The following is a 17,103-nucleotide window of genomic DNA, read 5'->3' on the forward strand; positions in this document are numbered from 1 at the left end:
TTTATGAAATGAGTTCTCTAGTAATATCAGACACGCAGGAAAAGTTGGCAGGCGCTTGCGCCGCTTTCTCCGATAGCAGACAAAAGCACCGGGATGTCCGGCAAAAACACGTCAACAATACGGCAACAAACACACATCAAAAGAGAAACCCGCATGCTCGCCGAAAAACTCGACCGCCGGTCACAAAAGACGCGCTCCGCACTGCACGCGGCCTTTGTGGAGCTGGTGCTGGACCAGGGATATGATGCGCTGAAAATCGGCAGTGTTGCCGAGCGCGCCAATGTCGGCCGTTCCACCTTTTACGAACACTACCGCACCAAGCAGGATCTGTTAAAGGCCAGCATCAGCCAGCCGTTTTCCATCCTGGCTGACCTGGCGCTGCCGGCTTTGCCGGTGGGAGGCGTGGAGGATCTACTGCAGCACTTCCGGCAAAACCAGCAGGTCGCGCGCGTGCTGCTGGGCTCGCCGACCAGGCCGTTGCTGGCGAATACACTGGCCGGCCTGATTGCTGCGCGGCTGGCGCAGGCGCCTGTCTTGCGTCCGCTGGCGCCGCTGGAACTCATCGCCAGGCAGATCGCGGATTCACAGCTGGCATTGGTAGAAAGCTGGGTCATTGGCCGGCCCGCATGCAGTATTGAAGCGGCGACAGCGGCGCTGATACAGGGCACGCGCGCGCTGGCGAGTGCCCTGGCAGGCCTGGCCGCGGACTAGCCGGCGAAAAAAACCAATTCGCGGGGTGCAATACGCTGCATTATCGCCCCCGGCAAAAACAATGCAGCTACTGCCCGCAAGAGAAAAAAAGAAAAAACTCAGTCGTAAAACGCGGGCGCATAGCGCTGGCTGCGGCTCTGGCGCATTTCATGGTTGATCCATAGCTGCGCATGTTCGCGGGCCAGGATGTCGCTGATCTTGCGCATGGACGCACGCGTGGCATCGGCGTCCGCATTCTGGCTCGGCACCCATTGATGTTCCCAGCTTTGCTGGAAATGCACCGCATCGCCGCTCAGCACCACGGCGCCGGTCGTTGCCAGTTGCACCAGCAGCGACTGGTGGCCGCGCGTATGCCCCGGCGTGGACAGTATCACCACGCTGCCGTCGCCGAACACATCATAGTCGCCATTCAGCTGTTTGGCCGGATGCGCCGGCAAGAAGCGCGGGCCGCCGTCCAGTGCCGGCCAGGTGTATTCCGCCGCCTGCACCAGCAATGTCGCCTTGGGAAACAGCTCTACGTTGCCGGTATGGTCCGGGTGCGAATGGGACAGCGCCAGCCATTGGATGTCGGAAGGTTTCAAGCCCAGCTGCGCAATCTCATCGGCCAGCCTGGCCTTACGGAACCAGGTCGTCTTGATCTGCTCTATGCGCGTTCCTTCAGGGTGGTCCGCAACGCTGTCGGCCAGGCCGGTGTCAAACAGCAGCCATTCGCTGCCGTGCCGGATCAGGTAGCAGTTCTCCGACATGTCCACCTTCTTGCCCACATTCTCGCCCGGCGTCCACAGCGACTGGTCGTCCGCATGGCCTTCGCCGCAATCGAGCACATACAATCTGTCTGCCGTTGTTGCAGCCTGCACAGCGCCGCCAGCGCAGCACAGCGCAAGCGCCAGTAGTGGTATCAGTTTCATCCGTTTTCTCCTGTGATCTTTCGTCTGTTTTTACCTGGGCGCCCGGACTCAGGTATTCTTTTCAGTTCTTCTTTTCAATTTTTCTTCAGGCCTTCTTCAGCTGGTTTGGATCCACCGGCAGCTTCCGCAGGCGCTTGCCGGTCGCTGCGTAGATAGCGTTGGTCACCGCAGGCGCCAGCGCCGAGGTGCCGGGTTCACCCATGCCACCCGGCGCTTCCGTGCTGGCGACGACATACGTTTCTATCAGCGGCGCTTCGTCCATGCGCACTACCCGCACATCATGGAAGTTGGATTGTTCGATGCGTCCATCCTTCAAGGTTGCCTCACCATACAGCGCGGCAGAAATGCCGAAGATGACGGCGCCCTGCAACTGGGCCTGTACGGTATCGGGATTGACGATGACACCGGCATCGACTGCACATACTACACGCCTGACCGAGACATTGCCCTCGTCGGACACGGCGACATCCGCCACCAGCGCCAGATAGCTGCCGAAGGCAAATTGCAGCGACACGCCACGCCCCTGCCCCGCCGGCAGCACCTTGCCCCAGCCGGCTTTTTCTGCCGCCAGCGTCAGCACTGCCCTTGCGCGTGGATTCTTGTCCAGCAAGGCCATGCGGTAAGCCACCGGGTCTTGCCCAGCCGCCGCAGCCAGCTCGTCGATAAAGCTTTCCACGACAAAGATGTTATGCGTGGGGCCGACGCCGCGCCAGAATGCCGTCGGCACCGGCGGCTCATGGTTGACGTAATCCACCAGGATATTGGGCAGCGCATACGGCGGCGATGCCGCGCCGTCTATCGTCTCCGGGTCAAAGCCCTTGTTATAGGCCGGCGGCAGCCAGCGCTTGAGGATGGAAGAGCCGGTAATACGGTGGTGCCACGCCACGGGCATGCCCTCAGCATCCAGCCCGGCGCTGATGCGGTCGTAAAAATAGGGTCGATACATATCGTGCTGCACGTCTTCTTCCCGGGTCCAGATGATCTTGACCGGGCCTTCCACCTGCCTCGCGATCTGCACGGCGCGCGTTACGCTGTCAAACTCCAGGCGTCGGCCGAAGCCGCCTCCCAGCAAGTGGTTGTGCACGATCACTTTCTCCAGCGGCAGGCCGGTGACGGCCGCCGCCGCAGACTGCGCACGCGAGATGACCTGGGTGCCAACCCAGATTTCGCAGCTGTCCTTGCGCACGTGCACGGTGCAGTTCAACGGCTCCATCGCCGCATGGATCAGGAAGGGCACCTGGTACACCGCCTCATGCCGCGTCGCAGCCGCGGCCATCGCCGCGGCGTTATCGCCCTCGTTGCGCGCCACCGCGCCCGGCCGGCTGGACGCCTCGCGCATGGAATTGACGATGTCCGCCGTGCTCAGTTTTGCATTCGGGCCCTCATCCCATTCAATGGCCAGCGCCGCCAGGCCCTTCTTTGCCGCGCCCATATGGTCGGCGACCACTGCCACGCAGTCCTCCAGCCGCACGATCTGGCGCACGCCGCGCACGGCCCTGGCCTTGCTGTCGTCCACGCTGCGCAGGCGTCCGCCAAATACCGGCGACTGCGCCAGCGTGGCGACCTTCATGCCCGGCAGCCGGACATCAATGCCGTACATTGCCGTGCCGTTGACCTTGGCCGGCGCATCCAGCCGCTTGACAGGCGTGCCCACCAGCTTCAACTGGTCCAGCGGCTTCAGTACAAGCTTCTGCGGATCCGGCGCAGCCAGGCGGGCCGCGTCGCCTGCGAGCGCGCCGTATTTGAGCCTGCGGCCGCTGGGCCCATGGATAACCTCGCCCAGCTCCGCGCGGCAGGATGCAGCATCGACCTTCCAGCGCTGAGCCGCGGCCTCCACCAGCAAGACCCGTGCGGCCGCACCGGCGCGCCGCATAGGCTCAAACGCCGCGCGTATCGTCGTGGAGCCGCCTGTCACCTGAAAACCCAGCCGGGGGTTCATGTACAGTTTGTCGCTCGGCGGCGCATGCTCCAGCCGCACCGATCTGATATCAATTTCCAGTTCTTCGGCAATCAGCATGGGGATGGAGGTATAAGGGCCCTGCCCCATTTCAATGTAAGCCATGGTCACCGTCACCTGGCCGTCCGGGGCAATGCGCACAAAAGCATTGGGTATGAACGCACCGTCGGCAACGGATGCTGCCTCGGGCGTGGGTGTGGATGCAGATGCAGATGCGGCAAATGCATTGAAGCCGACGCCAATCAGCAGGCCGCCTCCTGCAGCCAGGCTCACGCTCAGGAAATTACGGCGTGATTTGTCGGGGCCAGCTTCCGGCGAAAAAGCAGGTCGGGCAAGGCGCTCAAGCCGGTCGAAAATCATGCGGGCTCCTTCATGGAAGTGGCGCCAAGAGCAGCAGCGGCATGCTTGATGCCGGCGCGTATGCGCAGATACGTGCCGCAGCGGCAGATATTGCCGCTCATTGCGGCGTCAATGTCGGCATCGCTGGGCGCAGGGTTCTGCGCCAACAGCGCCGCCGCCGACATCAGCTGGCCGGACTGGCAGTAGCCGCATTGCACCACGTCCAAGTCCAGCCAGGCCTTTTGCAGCGCCGCGCCGGCACGGGTGCCGGCCAGGGACTCTATGGTGTCCACTTTCGCGCCGCTGACCGATTCCACGGTGGTGATGCAGGAACGTGTCGCCACTCCGTCCACATGCACGGTACAGGCGCCGCACAGGCCCAGGCCGCAGCCAAACTTGGTGCCGGTCATGCCCAGCACATCACGCAATACCCATAATACCGGCGTATCGCCATCCACATCCACCCGCCGCTCTACTCCATCAACTGTCAACATACTGGCATCCCTCGCAGTTTCAATATTTTCCTGAAAAATATGATCACCGATTGCCGTTTTGAGAAAATGTCATATAGCCCTCGTTTTAAGACAACATGGCGGCGGGCCGGAAACGGCCCCGGCCGAGGAACGCCGGGGAAAGATCAGAAAAATGTCGGGGCTGGGCAAGGACGTGGCCCGAACAAGGCCGGACAAGGCCGGAACAAGGTCGGAACAAGGCAAGACAGGCGGGATATCGGCGGAAAATGCCGGGCGCGCGCCGCCAGGGTGTATGATGAACTTCGCCCACTCACCGAAAGCCACCATGCCGACCTATGCAGCGTCTTATAAAATTGTCGGCGATCCTGACCGCAAGCGCATCACCTTCCAGGCCGACCACCCGCCTTCCGACTACGAACTGCTGCGCATCATCGTCAAAACCATCCATCCGGACGAGATCGGTGTACATATCAATGCCGAGCTGATGAAGAAATATGCGATAGAAAATATCGCCTATGAACGCGAAGTGCCTGCCGGCCAATTGTAATTGCAAGCCGCACTCATCTTTCGCGCAAAAAAAATCCCCGGCACCATTAAAGTGCCGGGGATTTTTTTCGATGCTACGGAATAGACTACTGCCCCGATACGTAGGGTGCAATAGCGCAGCGTATTGCACCGCATTTAGTCCGAATAATAAGCAAACGTTGTCCGGCGGGTTCGGTGCAATATACGCTTTGCTATTGCACCCTACTAGAATGCATGCTCGCAATAACTTCTTAGTGCCCCATCATCTTCTGCTTCCGCTCATGCCTTTGCTGCGCCTCTATGGTCAGCGTGGCAGTGGGCCTGGCCAGCAGGCGGCGCACGCCTATCGGCTCGCCGGTGGCTTCGCACCAGCCGTAATCGCCTTCGTCTATGCTGGCGATGGATTGCTGCACTTTTTTCAGCAGCTTGCGCTCGCGGTCGCGGGTACGCAGTTCCAGGGAATGCTCTTCCTCCACCGTGGCGCGGTCTGCCGGGTCGGACACCAGTTCGTTCTCGCGCAAGTGCTCGGACGTTTCATTGGCATTGCGGATCAGGTCCTGTTCTATTTCCTGCAGCCGCGATTTGAAGAAGGCCAGCTGCGCCGCATTCATGTAATCCTTGTCGCCCATGGCCAGGATATCCTGCTCGCTCAGCGGCCGGAAAGCAGAGGCGGCGTTGCCGGCTTTTGCCGAGGCTGTTTTTGTGTTTGTACGCGTAGCGTCCATGATATCGACTCCAGATAATGTGAGGTTCAGGTATTTCCGGCGCGCCGTATGCCTTTATTCAAGGCCTATCCTGCTGGCCTGTCTTGCAGTATAGGCCTTGCGGGCTGCGATTGCCGGTAATTCGGTGGAGCAGACTATAGCAAGCACGCCATACAAATTCCACAAGCCGATAGCGGGAACACTTGTCAGCAGTTTCCTACGCACCGAAAGCAAGAGCATTCGCAGCGCGCGGCAAGCATTTTCATTTTTCCGGCCTCGTAGGATTGCAAAGTCAAAATTTGTAGGATTGGGACTACACACGATGCCACGCCCTTATTTTTATTAAGTTTCACGAGATTTGCCCTTTACGGCAAACTGTTGTGCAAGGGCAGCCCCCCTGTAATTACCTGTTGGCGCGCCCTGCCTTGATGTTATATTGATCAGCTAATCAAAACAGAAGTTCTGTCGAAACTTTTATCGCTCATTAAAGGGAATTCAATGCCAACCTCCACTGCCGGCAACATCAGCGACCTGATCCGTACTAACGAAGAACAAATCCGCGAAGAGTGGGTACAGAATCTGAAGGGCAATGCCACGCGCGGCGATGCCGATGGCAACGAGGTTCGCCGCCAGTGTTCGCAATTTCTGACCGTACTCAGCACCGCAGCGCAAAATGATCCTGCAGGCAACCTCAATACCGCTGCCTGGGACGAAACACGCCATGTGCTGGCAGACATGTCCGCCAGCCGCGCCAAGCAAGGCGCCAGCCCGGGAGAGACGGCAATGTTTGTCTTTTCACTGAAGCAAGTGCTGTTTGACCGCCTGGTGGCCGACTTCAAGGAAGACCCGGCTGTGATTGCCGCCTCCACGCTGAAAATTACCGCCGTACTGGACAAGCTGGGCCTGTTCACGATGGAAGCCTTCCAGAAAACCCGCGACCAGATCATTGTGCGCCAGCAGCAGGAGCTGCTGGAGTTGTCCACGCCAGTCGTCAAGCTATGGGAAAACGTGCTGGCGCTGCCGCTGATCGGCACGCTGGACAGCGCCCGCACCCAGGTCGTCATGGAAAGCCTGCTGCAAAAGATCGTGGAAACCGGCGCGGCGATCGCCATCATCGACATCACCGGCGTGCCCACCGTGGATACGCTGGTGGCCCAGCATCTGATGAAAACCATTGCCGCCGCCCGCCTGATGGGTGCCGACTGCATCATCAGCGGCATACGCCCGCAGATTGCGCAAACCATCGTCCACCTGGGTGTCAACCTGGAAGACGTGGTCACCAAGGCAACGCTGGCAGATGCCTTCCTGGTGGCGCTCAAGCGCACCGGCGCTTCCATCATCAACACCAAGGAATAAGCCACAATGGAACGCATACCTATTTTGAGGATGGGAGATCTGCTGCTCGTCACCATCCAGGTCGATATGCATGACAGGCTGGCCATGACACTGCAGGACGACCTCACCGCGCGCATCGTGTCGGACAACGCCAAGGGCGTGCTGATCGATATTTCGGCGCTGGACCTGGTGGATTCCTTCATCGGCCGCATGATCAGCAATACGGCTGCCATGGCGCGCGTGCTGGATGCACGCACCGTCGTGGTCGGCATGCAGCCTGCCGTGGCCATCACGCTGGTGGAACTGGGCTTGACGCTGACAGGCGTCATGACGGCATTGAACGTGGAAAAAGGGATGACGCTGCTGGGGAAAAAATTCTCTTGAACCCTTTCACTCCCCCTCCTGAAGACTCTTTTGCATACAGGGCGCTGGCAGCGCGCAGCAGGACAACGACGCCGACATTGGTTCTGCCGCTGCGCTCTGACGAACATGTCGTTGCTGTCAGAAAAATGGTTCGAGAAAAAGCGCTCGCCCTCAAGCTGAGCCTGGTGGACCAGACCAAGCTCGTCACCGCTTCCAGCGAGCTGGCCCGCAACACCATTAAATACGGCGGCGGCGGGGATGTATTTGTAGCAGAACTGTCTGACGGAGCCGGCCATGGAATCCAGTTCATGTTTATAGACGAAGGGCCTGGAATAGAAAATGTTAGCAAGGCACTGGAAGACGGCTATACCTCCGGCGGCGGTCTTGGGCTTGGCCTGGGCGGCTCCAAAAGACTGGTCGATGAATTCGACATCTATACCCGATTCGGAGAAGGAACCGCTGTCACAATTTCCAAGTGGAAACGATGAATAGCTCCTTATTAGAACAACGGCATTTCGACATCGCCCATGCCAGCGAAGTTTCCGCTGCGCGCCGCTTCGGCCAGCAGTTGGCCGAGTCTTTGCAACTGGACGATATACGAGCCGGCCGCCTGGCCATCCTGGTGACCGAGCTGGCAACGAATATGCTCAAGCATGCACAGGGAGGCCGGCTGATTGTCTCCCAGGCCAGGATAAACGGGCTCGATGCCATTGAACTGCTGGCGCTGGACAAGGGACCTGGCATCGCCAACCTGGATTTTTCCTTCCTCGACGGAAACTCCAGCACCGGCACTTCCGGCAACGGCCTGGGCGCATTGCGCCGGCTGTCCGATGAATTTGATGTGTACACTGCCGCCGGCAAAGGCACGGCGTTTTTTGTGCGCGTTTGGCAAACAGCGCCAAAAGCCGGCCAGGAAGGCGGTATCCAGAGCGGCGCCATCTGCGTGCCCATGCACGGCGAGGATGTGTGCGGCGATGCCTGGGCAATTGCCGGCGAAAGAACACAAGGAGAGCAGGCAGAGCAATTTTCCGTCATGGTGTCGGACGGCCTGGGCCACGGCCCGGATGCGGCCGCGGCATCTGCCGCCGCCCTTGCGGTCTTGAGAGATCGTCCCGGCGACAGCTGCGAAGACCTGGTCAAAGGGGCGCATACTGCACTGCGTGCCACCCGTGGCGCAGCGCTGGCGGTGGCGAAGATCAATCTGGCGGACTCCACGCTGACATTTGCCGGCATAGGCAATATCAGCGCCCATGTCATTGATGGGGATTCCAGGAGGCAGATCATGTCGCATAACGGCATCGTCGGCAACAACGTACGGAAGATACAGGAGTTTGTGCTGCCGTTTCCACCGCGCGCGCTGTGTATCCTGCATTCGGACGGCATCAACACTCAGTGGGGTATCGAACGCTATCCGGGGCTGGCCTTTTGCCACCCGGCACTCATCGCAGGCATATTGCTGCGCGATTTTGAACGCGGCAGGGATGACGTCACGGCGCTTGTCATCCGCAACCTTGGATAGGATTAAATTCATTCAGCATGCAAATCAGAATACTTACCGTCGGCATCAACAGTGAGCAAGATGTAGTCACTGTGCGGCAGCGCGCGCGGGAAATTTCTGGGCGGCTGGGTTTCGGCTTGCAGGACCAGGTGCGGGTTGCCACGGCTGTATCGGAAGTGGCGCGGGACTCTTATTTGAAAGTGGGTGGCGCGCGGGCGACCTTCGCGTTCGAGCAAGCCGGCACAATCCGCCAGCTGGTGGTGTCGGTGCGGGACAATGGCAGCGGCTACCGCGCGCCGTCCGCTCAGCAGGACACCCTGCCCGGTTTCCCGGTGAATCTTTCGCTGACGAATGCCGCCGTTGAAAATCCGGCGATCGTGGCGGCGCACCGCCTGATGGATGTCTGCACCTCATTGGAAGAGCCGGGCGCCGGCACGGTGGTCGTGCTGCGTAAAAACCTGGCTGCCTCCATGGTAGTGGATATCGACAAGATTGCCTCACTGGGCTCACGCCTTGCAGACACGCCGGCTTCTTCCACCTTCGCGGAAATCCAGCAGCAAAACCAGGAGCTGGCAGCGACGCTGGCCGAACTGCGTGAACGCCAGGACGACCTGATGTCGCTCACCAAGGAGCTGGAAGACACTAACCGAGGCGTACTCGCGCTGTATGCGGAGATAGAAGAAAAAGCGGAGCGGCTGCGCGAGGCGGATGAAACCAAGTCGCGCTTCCTTTCCAACACCAGCCACGAGCTGCGCACGCCGCTGGGCTCCATCCGGGCGATTGCCCAGATACTGCTGGACAGGATGGATGGCGAACTCACGCTTGAGCAGGAGCGGCAGGTGCAGTTTATTGCCGGCGCTGCGAACAACCTCTCCGATCTCGTCAACGATCTGCTGGATCTGGCAAAGATCGAGGCCGGCAAGGAAGACGTGCAGTGCGCGGATATTCACATTGAAGAGTTGTTCAGCGCGCTCAAGGGCATGCTGCGTCCGCTAAAGGTCAACCCCGATGTGGAACTGGTATTTTCAGACGCTCAGCTGCTGCCGCCTTTTTTATCGGACGAGGGCAAGGTGGCGCAGATATTGCGCAATTTCATTTCCAACGCGCTCAAATTTACCGAGCACGGCAGCGTGCGTGTCAGCGCTGTGGTTAACCATGCAGAGGCTACGATCTGCTTCTATGTGGTGGACACCGGCATCGGCATCGCGCCGGACGATTTTTCGCTGGTCTTTGAAGAATTTGGCCAGGTCGAACATCCGATACAGGGCCGCGTGAAAGGTACTGGCCTGGGCTTGCCGTTGTGCCGCAAGCTCGCCAGGCTGTTGCAGGGAGAAGTAAAATTGACCAGTACCGTAGGTGTAGGATCGATATTCAGCCTGATATTGCCGCTCAGCTATAAGAATCAGGCTGTATGACTTACGAAACAAACGCGAAGACAAACGCGGATTCGGCGCAAACGCGGCGCAAGACCAGCAGCGGTGCCGCCGATGAACAATATTTTTGGACCAGGGTCTGTACCCAGTCCGGTGAAGGCTAATGATGAATCCTCCTCCTACTATCGTAATTCTGAACGTGGACGATGAGCATGGCGCCCGCTACGCAAAAACACGCGTGCTGCAGAACGCCGGGTTCACGGTGATAGAAGCCGTTAACGGCACGCAGGCGCTGGAAATGGTTCAAAGCCACGACCCGGACCTGGTGCTGCTGGACGTCAGGCTGCCCGACATCAACGGGCTGGAGGTATGCCGCCGCATCAAGTCCGACCCTGCCTCCGCCGCCGTGCTGATCCTGCAGACCTCCGCCGCGCTGACGCAGCGTGAAGACCGCATACGCGGGCTGGAAGGCGGCGCAGACAATTACCTGGTGACGCCGCTGGAAGCCGACGAACTGGTCGCCAACGTGCGGGCGCTGCTGCGGCTGCGCAGCACGCAAAAGCAGCTAAGGGATAGCGAAGAACGTTTCCGCCAGTTTGCCGAGAACATCGCCGACGTGTTCTGGATGCTGGATGCGCAAGACTCCAGCGTACTGTATGTGAGCCCCGCGTACGAAAGCATGTGGGAAAGCTCCACCGAAAAACTGCTGGCGGAAAAAGACGACTGGCTCGCTAGCGTGCACGCGGAGGACCGCGAGCGCGTGGCCGACCGTTTTGCCGGCTTGGTCAATGAAGAATTGTACGACGAAGAATTTCGCTTGCAGCTCAGCGAAGGCCGCATGCGCTGGGTGCGCGACCGCGCCTTCCCGGTGCGCAATGCGCGCGACGAGGTGTACCGCATCGCCCGTATCACCAGCGACATTTCCAACCTGAAGGAAATGGAAGCCTTGCTGCGGGCTGCAGACAGCAACAAGGATGAATTCCTGGCCACGCTGGCCCATGAGTTGCGCAACCCACTCGGACCCATCCGCAATGCCGTCGCACTGATGGACAAGTCCGGCGATGGGCAGCCTGAAGTGCAGCAGAAATCGCGCGACATCATCCGCCGTCAGGTGGACCATCTCGCCCACCTGGTAGACGACCTGCTGGACGTGGCGCGCATCTCGCGCGGCAAGATCGCGCTGCGTCTGGCCGACGTCAACCTCACTGCGCTGGTCGCGTCGGCGGCGGACTCTTCCAGCAGCATCCTGCAAGGCAGGAACCTGACGTGGAGTGTCAATGTGCCTGAATCCTCGGTCTGGGTGTCCGGAGACGGCGTGCGCCTGGCGCAATCCGTCGGCAACCTGATCCATAATGCGGCAAAATTTACGCCTTCAGGCGGGCATGTGGATATCGGCCTGGACATCGCCGAACCCATGGCCACCATCACTGTCCGCGACAACGGCATCGGCATTGCACCGGAAAACCTGACGCAGATCTTCGACATGTTCGTGCAAAGCGGGCCGGCGCCGGACAAGGCTTCCGAAGGCCTGGGCATAGGCCTGTCGCTGGCCTCACGGCTGATCAGCATGCATGGCGGCAGCATCCACGCCAGCAGCGCCGGCATCAACCAGGGCAGCACATTTTCCATCCAGCTGCCCATCCTGCGCGTGGACCAGAGCCCGCAGGCTGCCGACACGCCCGCCGCACTGCAAAGCGCCGGCAAGGATGTGCTGAGAATACTGGTGGTGGACGATAACCAGGACGCCGTTGAAATGCTGTCCATGCTGCTCGCTGCGCTGGGCCACATAACCTTTACCGCCCGCGATTCCGCCTCCGCCATCGACGGCGCCTTGCAGCACCTGCCGGACGTCATCATCCTCGACATCGGCCTGCCTGTGGTGGACGGTTACCAGACAGCCCGGCTGCTACGCGAACAGCCCGCACTGGCCGCCACCCGCCTGATCGCCCTCACCGGCTACGGCTCGCAGCAAGACCGCGACAAGGCGCGCGAAGCCGGCTTCGACGCTCACATCGCCAAACCCGCTGAGCTGGACCACCTGCTGGAAGCACTCGCCCCTTCGCTGGCGCAAAAGCTGTAGAAAGAACAAACACCGTGTTCGCCTTCTCCAAAAAAAGGAGAACGGTAGCCTGGATGCAGCGCAGCGAAATCCGGGAGCAAACCCGAATGCTGGATGTTGGAGCAGATGCTGGCACGAATAAAGCATACGTCATCATCGAAAGCCGAAAGGCTCGCCACGAGCCATGCCCCGGGTTGCGCTACGCTCCACCCAGGCTACAGTCCGGGAACTTTTCAGGTATGTATATGCATGGCAAACCACTGGCCTCCGCCGTCACGGCAAGCCCCATATCAAAACCAATATCCCCTGCCCGCAATATTTCATTGGCAAGCCCGCCTTGCCGCGATTAAGATGCGCAATCCGGGGCCTTTCATGCAGAAATGCCCATCCCGTTCCCGCTTATCCAAGGAAGACAAGGAAAAATCCCATGCGCACAAGAAAACTCGGCAATGACGGCCTGGCCGTCCCTGAAATCGGCCTCGGCTGCTGGCAGCTCGGCGGGGGCTGGGGCAAGGACTGGGACAATGAGGTCGCCCAGCAGATCCTGCAGCAGTCCTATGATGCCGGCGTGCGCTTTATCGACACGGCCGACGTCTATGGCGACGGCGCCAGCGAGCGTTCCATCGGCCAGTTCCTGAAGACCCACCCGGACATCACCGTGGCCACCAAGCTGGGCCGCGGCGCGATGTACCCCAGCGGCTACACCCGCGATGCGGTGCGCAAGGCCACGCAGGATTCGCTGCAGCGGCTGGGCACGGACAAGCTGGACCTGACACAACTGCATTGCGTGCCGCCTGCGGTGCTGCGCGACGGTAAAATCTTCGACTGGCTGCGCGAGATGCGCGACGACGGCCTGATCAGCCGCTTCGGCGCCAGCGTGGAAACCGTGGAAGAAGGCCTGGTCTGCCTGGAACAGGAAGGCCTGACCTCGCTGCAGATCATCTTCAATATCTTCCGGCAAAAACCGCTGCAGGAATTGCTGCCCAAAGCGCTGGAAAAAGGCGTGGGCATCATCGTGCGGCTACCGCTGGCCAGCGGCCTGCTGAGCGGCAAGATGCGCAGCGACACCGTCTTTGCAGCGGCCGACCACCGCAACTTCAACCGCGACGGCCAGCAGTTCAATGTCGGCGAAACCTTTGCCGGCCTGGAATTTGCGACCGGCGTGGCGCTGTCCGAACAGGTCGCCGCCTTTGTGCCCGGCACGATGAACATGGCGCAGATGGCCTTGCGCTGGTTACTGGACCATGAAGCCGTATCGGTCGTCATCCCCGGCGCCAGCAATACCGCGCAGGCGCAGGCCAATGCCAGCGCCTCGGCACTAGCGCCGCTGCCGGCCGCCGTGCACCAGGGCCTGGCGGACCTGTACCGTGACCATGTGCATGCGGCGATACGCGGACCTTATTAAGCTCAACTAAGCTCATCCTTCCAGGCTACCGCCTCTAGGGCGGTAGCCAAAGCAAGGCAGCGCATTCACTGTTACCATGACGGCAACCACGGCAGGCGCCGTAATGCCCTGCCGTTTTTGCCCTCATTGACTTCCCTTTATGCCCCACCGCCATCGTGCGTGAACATGCCGCACGACAGGCACTTCTGAAGGAGATACACCATGGCTGCATCCGACACGTCCCCGGTCTGGTTCATTACCGGCTGTTCCACGGGCTTTGGCCGCGAACTGGCGGAACAATTACTGGCGCGCGGCTGGCGCGTGGTGGTGACCGCGCGCGACAGGGCGCGCGTGGCCGACCTGGTGCAGGGTGTGGAAGACCGCGCGCTGGCGCTGGAACTGGATGTCAACCAGGCAGGGCAAATCAGCGCCGCCGTGCAGGCAACGCTGGAGCACTTCGGCCGCATCGACGTGCTGGTAAATAACGCCGGCTACGGTTATATGTCCTCAGTAGAAGAAGGCGATGATGCGCAGATACGCGCGCAGTTCGACACCAATGTCTTCGGCCTGTTTGCGATGACGCGCGCAGTGCTGCCGGGCATGCGGCAACAGCGCAGCGGGCATATCATCAATATCACCTCGGTGGCCGGCCATGTCGGCTACCCGGGCTCCGGCCACTATGCGGCCAGCAAGCATGCGGTGGAAGGCTGGTCCGACTCATTGGCGGCCGAGACCCAGGGCCTGGGCATCCACGTCACCTGCGTGGCGCCCGGCCCTTCCCGCACCGACTGGGCCGGCCGTTCCATGACACAGACGCCGAACAAGATTGCCGAGTATGCCGACATTGTCGGTGCGCGCATGAAAAACACCAGCGCCGGCAGCGGCCACCAACCCGGCGACCCGGTCAAAATAGCGCAGGCCATCATCGCGCTGACGGAAGAAGCGGCGCCACCGCACCACTTCGTCACCGGCGCCTTCGGCATGGATGCCGTCACCGGCGCGCTGAAAAAGACACTGACGGAGATAGAAGCATTGCGCGATAAATCCGTGGCGACAGACTTTCCGAAAGAATGAATTTTTTCGGCATTGCCGCCCTGCTCTTCATCGTGCCTTTTGGCGCGGCGCTGCTGATACCGGGCTGGCGCAGCATGGCGTGGACGGGAGTTGTTGCCGCCGTGCTGCTGGCGCTGGTCTTTATCGGCTTCAGCCAAAGCACCGCCAGCAGCATAGGCAACGCGGTCCTCATGCTGTTTGTATTTTTTGCTGCCGGCGGCCTGTTAGCCGGAATGGCGCTGCGTGCCGCAATCCTGGCGTTTTCCGGAAAAAAGAAAACTCGTTGAGCTCGCTGAATTGACTACCTGAAGGTATACGCCGCGTAGCCTGCAACTTCCCTCAGCGTGGAATAGATGTCGCGCAGCTCGAATTGCCGCGAATGGATATTGCCTGCCGCGACAATGCCCTGTTTCTGCAGCGCCAGCCGCAGGCGGGAGATATGGAAGAACTGGCTGACCAGCACGGGGTTCTTCAAGTTTTTTGCACGGATCAGGCCGGCGGCAAAGCGCGCCGTTGCCAGCGTATCCCGCCCCTGGTTGTCGGTAAAGATGAGGTCTGCTGGAACACCCTGTGCTACCAGGTAAGCCTTCATCACCTCTGCCTCGTCAAAGCCTTCCACGCCGATGCCACCGCTGACCAGAACGAACCGGCAGTGGCCGGAACGGTAAAACCCCAGCGCCGCATCCAACCTGCCCTGCAAGCGCGGCGAAGGCTTGCCGTCCGGGTTCACGGTGTTGCCGGGCACAATGGCTAGGTCGGAATCAGCAAGTTTATCCGTCAGTCCATCGACGCTGATGGCCGCTGCCGCCATTGCAAGCATGAACAATAGGGCAGCAGCAGAAATAAGCAAACGCCGCGGCAGCTTGCTCATGGCGGCCTTAGACCTTTTTGACGAATTCCGTCTTCAGGCTCATCGCGCCGAAGCCGTCTATCTTGCAGTCGATATCATGGTCGCTATCCACCAGGCGGATGTTCTTGACCTTGGTGCCCATCTTGATGGTGCCGCCGGAACCCTTCAGCTTCAGGTCCTTGATGACGGTGACAGTATCGCCGTCCTGCAAAATGGCGCCGGTGGAATCGCGATATACCCTTGCGCTGTCCGCAGGTGCTTCGGCGCCGGCCTGAACACTCCACTCATGCGCGCATTCGGGGCACACATAGTTACTGCCGTCTTCGTAGGTGAATTCCGATTTGCATTGCGGGCAGGGAGGCAGAGCACTCATGGGGTAGTCCTGAATAAAATGAGATGAATGGCAGCAAGGCGCTGGCCTTGCAAAGCACGCAGTATACTCTGCCGCAGCGGCGGCATATACGGTTTACGCACGGACGCTCTGCGGAAGCGGCCGCCGCGAGCTTAGCTTCCGGTGCTTGCTTTGGTGCTTGCTTTGGTGCCTTCTTCTGCGCTTGCTTCTGAATTTTCCCGCGCATTTGCTTCCGCCGCCGCAAACATTTCACCAAACCACGCGATAAACACGCGCAGCTTGTGCGGTACGTGGCGGTTGGGCGGATACAGAACGGACACCGGCACGGGCGGCCTGCGGTAGCCGCTCAATATCTCCCGCAAGGCGCCGGTGCGGATATGCGGCGCCAGTATGACCTGGTAGCCCGCGATGATGCCCAGCCCGGCCAGGCCGCAGCTGATATAGGAATCGGCATCGTTGACGGCCAGCCGGCTGTCCATGGCTACCAGCTCTGTCTCGCCGTTGTGCAGGAATTCCCACGGCCGCACCCTGGCGCCGCTGCTCCACTGATAATGCACCGCATGGTGTGCGGCCAGTTCCTTGATCGTTTTCGGCTCTCCGTGCTCGACGATGTAGGCCGGTGCAGCGCAGGCAATCATCGATACCTCGCCGACGCGGCTGGCAACCAGCAGCAGGTCATCCACCGGGCCGATACGGATGGCGCAGTCCATGCCCTCTTCCACCAGGTCCACCCGGCGATCGGAAATGGACAGCTCCATATCGATTTCCGGATAGCGTTGATAGAAATCGGGCAGCGCAGGAATCAGCAGGCTTTTCGCGATAGATCCGGGCAGGCTGATCTTGATGCGGCCATGCGGGCTGGTGCGGGCGCCGGAGGCTTCGGCCTCCATGTCGTCGATCTCGCTCAGCACCTGCAGGCAGCGTTCGTAGTAAATCCGGCCTTCGTCAGTCAGGCTGACATTCCTGGTGGTGCGATTCAGCAGCTTGATCCGCAGATGCGCTTCCAGCGCCTGCACCATGCGCGATGCCGACGCGGCCGGCATCTGCATGTCTTCCGCCGCCTTGGAAAAACTGGACGTTTCTACGACACGCACAAAGGTTTTCATCGCGATCAGGCGGTCCATTGCATTTCTCCATCATCAGCAAGGCGCTTATTGTACCTGCGCGGCAATGAGCCCGTTTTCCAGCATGCCGCCGTTGCAAAACAAGCAAAGCAGAC

The 17,103-nt window shown here is 60.3% G+C and carries 18 protein-coding genes; 11 read left to right on the top strand and 7 right to left on the bottom strand.

What is annotated here, in order from left to right; translation table 11 throughout:
• The first annotated feature begins 153 nt into the window (after positions 1–153).
• The gene (locus ACO0LO_RS18270) at positions 154–711 is read left to right on the top strand and encodes a TetR/AcrR family transcriptional regulator (RefSeq protein WP_422966042.1); all 558 of its coding nucleotides are present in this window, start codon (positions 154–156) and stop codon (positions 709–711) included.
• 98 nt (positions 712–809) lie between these two features.
• Here the strand turns inward: ACO0LO_RS18270 and ACO0LO_RS18275 are convergent, their stop codons facing one another.
• From ACO0LO_RS18275 to ACO0LO_RS18285, 3 genes are all read right to left on the bottom strand, one after another.
• Positions 810–1,619, bottom strand: coding sequence for an N-acyl homoserine lactonase family protein (locus tag ACO0LO_RS18275; RefSeq protein WP_422966044.1), 810 nt, complete (start codon positions 1,617–1,619; stop codon positions 810–812).
• Between the two features lie 85 nt (positions 1,620–1,704).
• Complete coding sequence (locus ACO0LO_RS18280; RefSeq protein ID WP_422966045.1) at positions 1,705–3,936, bottom strand: molybdopterin cofactor-binding domain-containing protein; 2,232 nt, start codon at positions 3,934–3,936, stop codon at positions 1,705–1,707.
• Entirely contained in the window at positions 3,933–4,409 is a 477-nt protein-coding gene (locus ACO0LO_RS18285; protein ID WP_422966047.1) for a (2Fe-2S)-binding protein, read from the bottom strand. Before ACO0LO_RS18285 ends, ACO0LO_RS18280 begins: the two co-directional genes overlap by 4 nt.
• 151 nt (positions 4,410–4,560) lie before the next feature.
• On the opposite strand from ACO0LO_RS18285, the gene ACO0LO_RS18290 reads away from it, so the two are divergent.
• On the top strand, positions 4,561–4,935 hold the full coding sequence (locus tag ACO0LO_RS18290) for a hypothetical protein (RefSeq protein ID WP_422966049.1): 375 nt from the start codon (positions 4,561–4,563) through the stop codon (positions 4,933–4,935).
• A 229-nt stretch (positions 4,936–5,164) separates the two neighbouring features.
• Here ACO0LO_RS18290 and dksA read toward each other — a convergent pair whose 3' ends face one another.
• Positions 5,165–5,542 carry an RNA polymerase-binding protein DksA gene (dksA, locus tag ACO0LO_RS18295; protein ID WP_422966546.1) on the bottom strand — a complete coding sequence of 126 codons (378 nt, stop codon included), beginning with the start codon at positions 5,540–5,542 and terminating at the stop codon, positions 5,165–5,167.
• Between the two features lie 573 nt (positions 5,543–6,115).
• On the opposite strand from dksA, the gene ACO0LO_RS18300 reads away from it, so the two are divergent.
• The 9 genes from ACO0LO_RS18300 (at position 6,116) to ACO0LO_RS18340 (ending at position 14,969) form a co-directional block, all read left to right on the top strand.
• The gene (locus ACO0LO_RS18300; RefSeq protein WP_422966050.1) at positions 6,116–6,973 is read left to right on the top strand and encodes an STAS domain-containing protein; all 858 of its coding nucleotides are present in this window, start codon (positions 6,116–6,118) and stop codon (positions 6,971–6,973) included.
• Between the two features lie 6 nt (positions 6,974–6,979).
• Positions 6,980–7,336 carry an STAS domain-containing protein gene (locus ACO0LO_RS18305; protein WP_422966052.1) on the top strand — a complete coding sequence of 119 codons (357 nt, stop codon included), beginning with the start codon at positions 6,980–6,982 and terminating at the stop codon, positions 7,334–7,336.
• Positions 7,337–7,380: 44 nt separating this feature from the next.
• Complete coding sequence (locus ACO0LO_RS18310) at positions 7,381–7,803, top strand: anti-sigma regulatory factor (RefSeq protein WP_422966548.1); 423 nt, start codon at positions 7,381–7,383, stop codon at positions 7,801–7,803.
• Entirely contained in the window at positions 7,800–8,834 is a 1,035-nt protein-coding gene (locus tag ACO0LO_RS18315; RefSeq protein WP_422966054.1) for a SpoIIE family protein phosphatase, read from the top strand. The genes ACO0LO_RS18310 and ACO0LO_RS18315 overlap by 4 nt, the downstream gene beginning before the upstream one ends.
• 17 nt (positions 8,835–8,851) lie before the next feature.
• On the top strand, positions 8,852–10,228 hold the full coding sequence (locus ACO0LO_RS18320; protein ID WP_422966056.1) for an ATP-binding protein: 1,377 nt from the start codon (positions 8,852–8,854) through the stop codon (positions 10,226–10,228).
• 121 nt (positions 10,229–10,349) lie between these two features.
• Positions 10,350–12,266 (top strand): response regulator, encoded by a 1,917-nt coding sequence (locus ACO0LO_RS18325; protein ID WP_422966058.1) that lies wholly within the window; start codon positions 10,350–10,352, stop codon positions 12,264–12,266.
• A gap of 406 nt (positions 12,267–12,672) precedes the next feature.
• Positions 12,673–13,650: an aldo/keto reductase gene (locus tag ACO0LO_RS18330; protein WP_422966060.1), complete on the top strand. Its 978-nt coding sequence runs from the start codon at positions 12,673–12,675 to the stop codon at positions 13,648–13,650.
• A gap of 201 nt (positions 13,651–13,851) precedes the next feature.
• Positions 13,852–14,703 carry an oxidoreductase gene (locus tag ACO0LO_RS18335; protein ID WP_422966062.1) on the top strand — a complete coding sequence of 284 codons (852 nt, stop codon included), beginning with the start codon at positions 13,852–13,854 and terminating at the stop codon, positions 14,701–14,703.
• Complete coding sequence (locus tag ACO0LO_RS18340; protein WP_422966064.1) at positions 14,700–14,969, top strand: hypothetical protein; 270 nt, start codon at positions 14,700–14,702, stop codon at positions 14,967–14,969. The genes ACO0LO_RS18335 and ACO0LO_RS18340 overlap by 4 nt, the downstream gene beginning before the upstream one ends.
• A 14-nt stretch (positions 14,970–14,983) precedes the next feature.
• On the opposite strand, the gene ACO0LO_RS18345 is transcribed toward ACO0LO_RS18340, so the two are convergent.
• The 3 genes from ACO0LO_RS18345 to ACO0LO_RS18355 all read right to left on the bottom strand — a co-directional run bounded on the left by ACO0LO_RS18345 (position 14,984) and on the right by ACO0LO_RS18355 (position 17,008).
• Positions 14,984–15,553 carry a YdcF family protein gene (locus tag ACO0LO_RS18345; protein ID WP_422966066.1) on the bottom strand — a complete coding sequence of 190 codons (570 nt, stop codon included), beginning with the start codon at positions 15,551–15,553 and terminating at the stop codon, positions 14,984–14,986.
• A gap of 7 nt (positions 15,554–15,560) precedes the next feature.
• Entirely contained in the window at positions 15,561–15,905 is a 345-nt protein-coding gene (locus tag ACO0LO_RS18350; protein ID WP_422966067.1) for a zinc ribbon domain-containing protein YjdM, read from the bottom strand.
• 131 nt (positions 15,906–16,036) lie between these two features.
• Positions 16,037–17,008, bottom strand: a complete 972-nt coding sequence (locus ACO0LO_RS18355) for a LysR family transcriptional regulator (protein ID WP_422966069.1) — start codon at positions 17,006–17,008, stop codon at positions 16,037–16,039.
• Between the last annotated feature and the right edge of the window lie 95 nt (positions 17,009–17,103).

This window comes from Undibacterium sp. TJN25 (assembly GCF_049339885.1).
In the GTDB taxonomy this organism is placed as follows: Bacteria; Pseudomonadota; Gammaproteobacteria; order Burkholderiales; family Burkholderiaceae_D; genus Undibacterium.

What these genes read in the sequence shown, in the direction of transcription:
- ACO0LO_RS18270 (WP_422966042.1), top strand. Translation starts at nt 154, where the DNA reads ATGCTCGCCGAAAAACTCGACCGCCGGTCACAAAAGACGCGCTCCGCA.
- ACO0LO_RS18275 (WP_422966044.1), bottom strand. Translation starts at nt 1,619, where the DNA reads ATGAAACTGATACCACTACTGGCGCTTGCGCTGTGCTGCGCTGGCGGC.
- ACO0LO_RS18280 (WP_422966045.1), bottom strand. Translation starts at nt 3,936, where the DNA reads ATGATTTTCGACCGGCTTGAGCGCCTTGCCCGACCTGCTTTTTCGCCG.
- ACO0LO_RS18285 (WP_422966047.1), bottom strand. Translation starts at nt 4,409, where the DNA reads ATGTTGACAGTTGATGGAGTAGAGCGGCGGGTGGATGTGGATGGCGAT.
- ACO0LO_RS18290 (WP_422966049.1), top strand. Translation starts at nt 4,561, where the DNA reads ATGTCGGGGCTGGGCAAGGACGTGGCCCGAACAAGGCCGGACAAGGCC.
- dksA (WP_422966546.1), bottom strand. Translation starts at nt 5,542, where the DNA reads ATGGGCGACAAGGATTACATGAATGCGGCGCAGCTGGCCTTCTTCAAA.
- ACO0LO_RS18300 (WP_422966050.1), top strand. Translation starts at nt 6,116, where the DNA reads ATGCCAACCTCCACTGCCGGCAACATCAGCGACCTGATCCGTACTAAC.
- ACO0LO_RS18305 (WP_422966052.1), top strand. Translation starts at nt 6,980, where the DNA reads ATGGAACGCATACCTATTTTGAGGATGGGAGATCTGCTGCTCGTCACC.
- ACO0LO_RS18315 (WP_422966054.1), top strand. Translation starts at nt 7,800, where the DNA reads ATGAATAGCTCCTTATTAGAACAACGGCATTTCGACATCGCCCATGCC.
- ACO0LO_RS18320 (WP_422966056.1), top strand. Translation starts at nt 8,852, where the DNA reads ATGCAAATCAGAATACTTACCGTCGGCATCAACAGTGAGCAAGATGTA.
- ACO0LO_RS18325 (WP_422966058.1), top strand. Translation starts at nt 10,350, where the DNA reads ATGATGAATCCTCCTCCTACTATCGTAATTCTGAACGTGGACGATGAG.
- ACO0LO_RS18330 (WP_422966060.1), top strand. Translation starts at nt 12,673, where the DNA reads ATGCGCACAAGAAAACTCGGCAATGACGGCCTGGCCGTCCCTGAAATC.
- ACO0LO_RS18335 (WP_422966062.1), top strand. Translation starts at nt 13,852, where the DNA reads ATGGCTGCATCCGACACGTCCCCGGTCTGGTTCATTACCGGCTGTTCC.
- ACO0LO_RS18340 (WP_422966064.1), top strand. Translation starts at nt 14,700, where the DNA reads ATGAATTTTTTCGGCATTGCCGCCCTGCTCTTCATCGTGCCTTTTGGC.
- ACO0LO_RS18345 (WP_422966066.1), bottom strand. Translation starts at nt 15,553, where the DNA reads ATGAGCAAGCTGCCGCGGCGTTTGCTTATTTCTGCTGCTGCCCTATTG.
- ACO0LO_RS18350 (WP_422966067.1), bottom strand. Translation starts at nt 15,905, where the DNA reads ATGAGTGCTCTGCCTCCCTGCCCGCAATGCAAATCGGAATTCACCTAC.
- ACO0LO_RS18355 (WP_422966069.1), bottom strand. Translation starts at nt 17,008, where the DNA reads ATGGACCGCCTGATCGCGATGAAAACCTTTGTGCGTGTCGTAGAAACG.